The organism is Vibrio sp. OPT46 (assembly GCF_015163535.1).
GTDB lineage: Bacteria > Pseudomonadota > Gammaproteobacteria > Enterobacterales > Vibrionaceae > Vibrio > Vibrio alginolyticus.
On sequence record NZ_JADDYG010000204.1, the window covers coordinates 1 to 376 of the forward strand.

The 376-nt window shown below is 42.0% G+C and carries 1 pseudogene; it reads left to right on the forward strand.

Going from position 1 to position 376, the window contains the following annotated elements:
• Positions 1 to 376, forward strand: a pseudogene (locus IQR33_RS09035) (flagellar hook-length control protein FliK); the annotation flags it as partial.

Below are 376 nucleotides of genomic sequence, written 5' to 3' on the forward strand. Positions count from 1 at the left end.
AACAGAATCGACAGTGGTTGAAGAAAAAGAAAGAGCGGATGTAGGCAGTACTTCTTCTGCTAACGTCTCGGACGAATTGTTGGCGCAAGAAAGCCAAGGATCCGTCAGTGACGGGACCCATGATTTTGATGAAATATCAGCAAACAAACAGAATGCAACCTTAAGTGAAGAAGTAAGTTTACAAAAGGCGAGTAACAGCACACCTTTGGAGCATGATGTTGAAGCTATTGAAAAAGTGAAATCAACATCAATTGATACGAGTAACCCATCAAATACAATGGACGTAAAAAGCACGATGGGCGAAGGACAACAGCTTCTTGGTCGAATTGAACAAGCGAATCAAACCCTGAATGCGAGTAATGCATCCATCGATAGT